At 70.1% G+C, this 3,568-nt stretch carries 3 protein-coding genes; 2 read left to right on the forward strand and 1 reads right to left on the reverse strand.

Going from position 1 to position 3,568, the window contains the following annotated elements:
- Positions 1–1,230 (forward strand): Asp-tRNA(Asn)/Glu-tRNA(Gln) amidotransferase subunit GatA (gene gatA / locus VNE62_10330; GenBank protein HVE92675.1); only part of this gene is annotated, 1,230 nt, incomplete at its 5' end.
- 5 nt (positions 1,231–1,235) lie between these two features.
- Here the strand turns inward: gatA and VNE62_10335 are convergent.
- Positions 1,236–2,411: a pyridoxal phosphate-dependent aminotransferase gene (locus tag VNE62_10335; protein HVE92676.1), complete on the reverse strand. Its 1,176-nt coding sequence runs from the start codon at positions 2,409–2,411 to the stop codon at positions 1,236–1,238.
- Between the two features lie 61 nt (positions 2,412–2,472).
- Between VNE62_10335 and serC the strand changes: the two genes are divergently transcribed.
- A partial coding sequence (gene serC / locus VNE62_10340) for a phosphoserine transaminase (GenBank protein HVE92677.1) occupies positions 2,473–3,568 on the forward strand: 1,096 nt, incomplete at its 3' end.

Raw genomic sequence — 3,568 nt, forward strand, 5'->3', positions numbered from 1 at the left:
CGGACGTCCGCCGCCTCCAAGATCCTGGAGTCCTACCGCCCTCCGTACGACGCAACCGCCTGGGAGCTGCTGCGCGACCAGCGGATGGTGCTGCTCGGCAAGACGAACCTCGACGAGTTCGCCATGGGCTCGTCCACCGAGAACTCCGCGTACGGCACTTCGCGAAACCCGTGGGACACGACGCGGGTGCCGGGCGGGTCGTCCGGGGGGTCGGCGGCCGCCGTCGCGGCGGGCATGGCGCCGCTGGCGCTGGGCACAGACACGGGCGGGTCCATCCGTCAGCCGGCGTCGCTTTGCGGCATCGTCGGCATGAAGCCGACGTACGGGCTCGTCTCGCGCTACGGCCTTATCGCGTTCGCGTCGTCTCTGGACCAGGTCGGTCCGATGACCAGGTCCGTGCGCGACTCCGCGCTGCTGCTTTCGGTCCTGTCGCAGCACGATCCGCGCGACTCCACGTCGATCCCGGGGGATCGTCCGGACTATCTGGCGGGGCTGGGGCGTCCGATCGAGGGCCTGCGCTTCGGTGTCGTCACCGAGCTGATGGGGGCCGGGACGCAGCCGGGCGTCCTGGCCCGCACGAGGGAGGCCATCGACGCCCTGCAGCGCCTCGGCGGGATCATCGAGGAGGTGTCACTTCCTTCGTTCGAGTACGCGCTGGACGCCTACTACCTGATTGCGCCGGCCGAAGCTTCCTCGAACCTCGCCCGCTACGACGGGACTCGCTACGGACTGCGGGAGCCTGCGGCGGATATCTTCCGCATGAACAGGGCAACCCGGGAGCGCGGCTTCGGACCGGAGGTCAAGCGCCGGATCATCCTGGGGACCTACGCGCTTTCGTCCGGCTACTACGACGCCTGGTATGGGCGGGCGCAGAAGGTGCGGACGCAGATTGTCCGCGACTTCGAGCGCGCCTACGAAAAGGCGGACCTGCTGGTTTCCCCGACATCGCCCACCACGGCCTTCCGCATCGGCGAGCGCGCGGCGGACCCGATGCAGATGTACATGTCGGACATCTGCACGATCCCCACCAACCTGGCAGGCGCGTGCGCGATCTCGATCCCGTGCGGACTGTCCGCCGACGACGGCCTGCCGGTCGGTTTCCACCTCATGGGACCGCCGCTGGCGGAACCGACGCTGTTCAGGGCCGCCTACGCACTGGAGCAGGAACTGGCCTTCGACGTCTCCGGAGGGTGGTCGAGGCAGCCGGCTGCACCTTCGCCGGCCGTCTGATCTCCTCAGCCCCCGCGCAGGAACGACGAGATGCGCGTCAGCCCTTCCTCCAGCTGGGTGTCGTCCATCGCGTAGGTCAGACGGGCGTATCCCGGGGCGCCAAAGGCCTCCCCGGGGACAATCGCCACCTTCGCCTCGTCCAGCAGCTTCTCGGCCAGTTCCAGAGTCGTATGGCCGAAGCGGTCGCCGAGCGGCCCGCAAAGGGAGGGGAACACGTAGAAGGCGCCTTGGGGCTCGACGCACTCGACCCCCGGGATCTCGTTGAGCATCTTGTGCGCGAGCACGCGCCTCGTGTCGTAGGCGCGGCGCATCTCGGCTGCCGCCTCCAGATCGCCGGACACCGCCTCCAGGGCGGCGGCCTGCGCCACGTTGCACACGTTGGACGTGGAGTGCGACTGCAGGTTCGAGGCCGCGCGGATGACGTCCGGGGGACCGATCGCCCAGCCAACGCGCCAGCCGGTCATCGCGTAGGTTTTGGCCACGCCGTTGATGACGACGCAACGGTCGGCGAGTTCCGGCACCCGGACCGGCATCGACACGTGCTGCGCGCCGCCGTACACGAGGTGCTCGTAGATCTCGTCGGTCACGACCCACAGTCCCGACTCGACAGCCCACCTGCCGATCCGCTCCACGTCCGCGGGCTCGTACACGGCTCCGGTGGGGTTGGACGGCGACACGAACAGCAGGACCTTCGTGCGCGGCGTCCGGGCCGCCTCGAGCTGCTCGAGGGTCGCGCGGAAGCCGGTCGTCTCGTCGGTCGGGATTGCCACCGGCACGCCGCCCGCCAGGGTCACCGCCTCGGGATACGTGACCCAGTAGGGGGCCGGCACGAGCACCTCGTCGCCGGGGTCCAGCAGCGTCGCGAAGGCCGCGTACACCGCGTGCTTGGCGCCGTTCGTCACCAGGACCTGTGGAGCGGAGACCTCGTATCCGGAGTCGCGAATCGTCTTGGCTGCGATCGCCGCCCGCAGCTCCGGCAGTCCGGCCGCCGGCGTGTAGTGGTGCCACCGCTCGTCGGAGCACGCGCGCCGGGCGGCCTCCACGATGCGCGGGGGGGTCGGGAAGTCCGGCTCTCCCGCACCGAAGCCGATGACGTCGAGGCCCTGGGCCTGAAGCGCCCGGGCCCGGGCGTCGACGGCCAGCGTCGGCGACTCCTGGATGGACGCGACCCTTCTGGATATCCGTTCCACGTCATCCCCCGCTCGCCGTCGCGCCGAGGCTCGATGATAGAGGCTGGTGACGATGAAGCCCTCTGAGATCCGGATCCCGCCCGAGCTGCTGCCGTCCGACGGGCGGTTCGGCTCCGGTCCGTCCAAGGTCCGGGCCGACGCGGTCCGCGACCTTGCCGCTGCCGCGCCGGGCTACCTGGGGACAAGCCACAGGCAGGAGGGCGTCCGGTCGGTGGTGCGCGCCCTGCGGGAGGGGCTGTCGGATCTGTTCGGACTGCCGGACGGATACGAGGTGGTGCTGTCCAACGGCGGGGCGACCGCTTTCTGGGACACCGCCGTGCTCGCACTGATCCAGCGGCGCAGCCGGCACTTCGTGTTCGGCGAGTTCTCCGCGAAGTTCGCGAAGGCGGCCGCGGCCGCCCCGCACCTGGAGGACCCGGTGGTAGTGGAGGCGGAGCCCGGCTATCGGCCGGAGGTGGGTCCGGCCGGCGACGCGGACGTGTGCGCGCTCACCCACAACGAGACGTCCACCGGCGTCTGCATGCCAGTGTCGCGTCCGGACGGGTCCGCCCTGGTGGTCGTGGACGGCACGTCGGCCGCGGGCGGGATGGACGTGGACCCCCGGGAGTTCGACGTCTACTACTTCTCCCCGCAGAAGTGCTTTGCCGCGGACGGGGGCTTGTGGGTGGCGATCCTGTCGCCGGCTGCGGTCGAGCGCGTGGAACGCCTGGAGTCGTCCCAACGCTGGATCCCGGCGAGCCTGAGCCTCGGCCAGGCGCTGCGCGACTCGCGTCTGGACCAGACCTACAACACCCCCGCCCTGGCGACGCTCTTTTTGTTCCGCCACACGGTGGACTGGATTAACTCCAACGGCGGCCTGAAATGGTCGGCCTCGCGATGCGCCCGCTCCGCGGAGGGCCTTTACGGCTGGGCGGACGCCAGCAACTTCGCCGGGCCGTTCGTCACCCGCGTACAGGACCGCAGCCCGGTCGTGGGGACCATCGACTTCGACTCCCGGGTGGACGCAAAGACCGTGGCCGCGGTGCTGCGGTCAAACGGCGTGGTCGACGTCGAGCCGTACCGTAAACTGGGACGAAATCAGCTCCGGGTGGGGCTGTATCCCGCCATCGAACCCGATGACGTTCGCAGGCTCACCGGCTGCATCGACC

Source organism: Actinomycetota bacterium (assembly GCA_035536535.1).
Lineage (GTDB): Bacteria > Actinomycetota > JAICYB01 > JAICYB01 > JAICYB01 > DATLNZ01.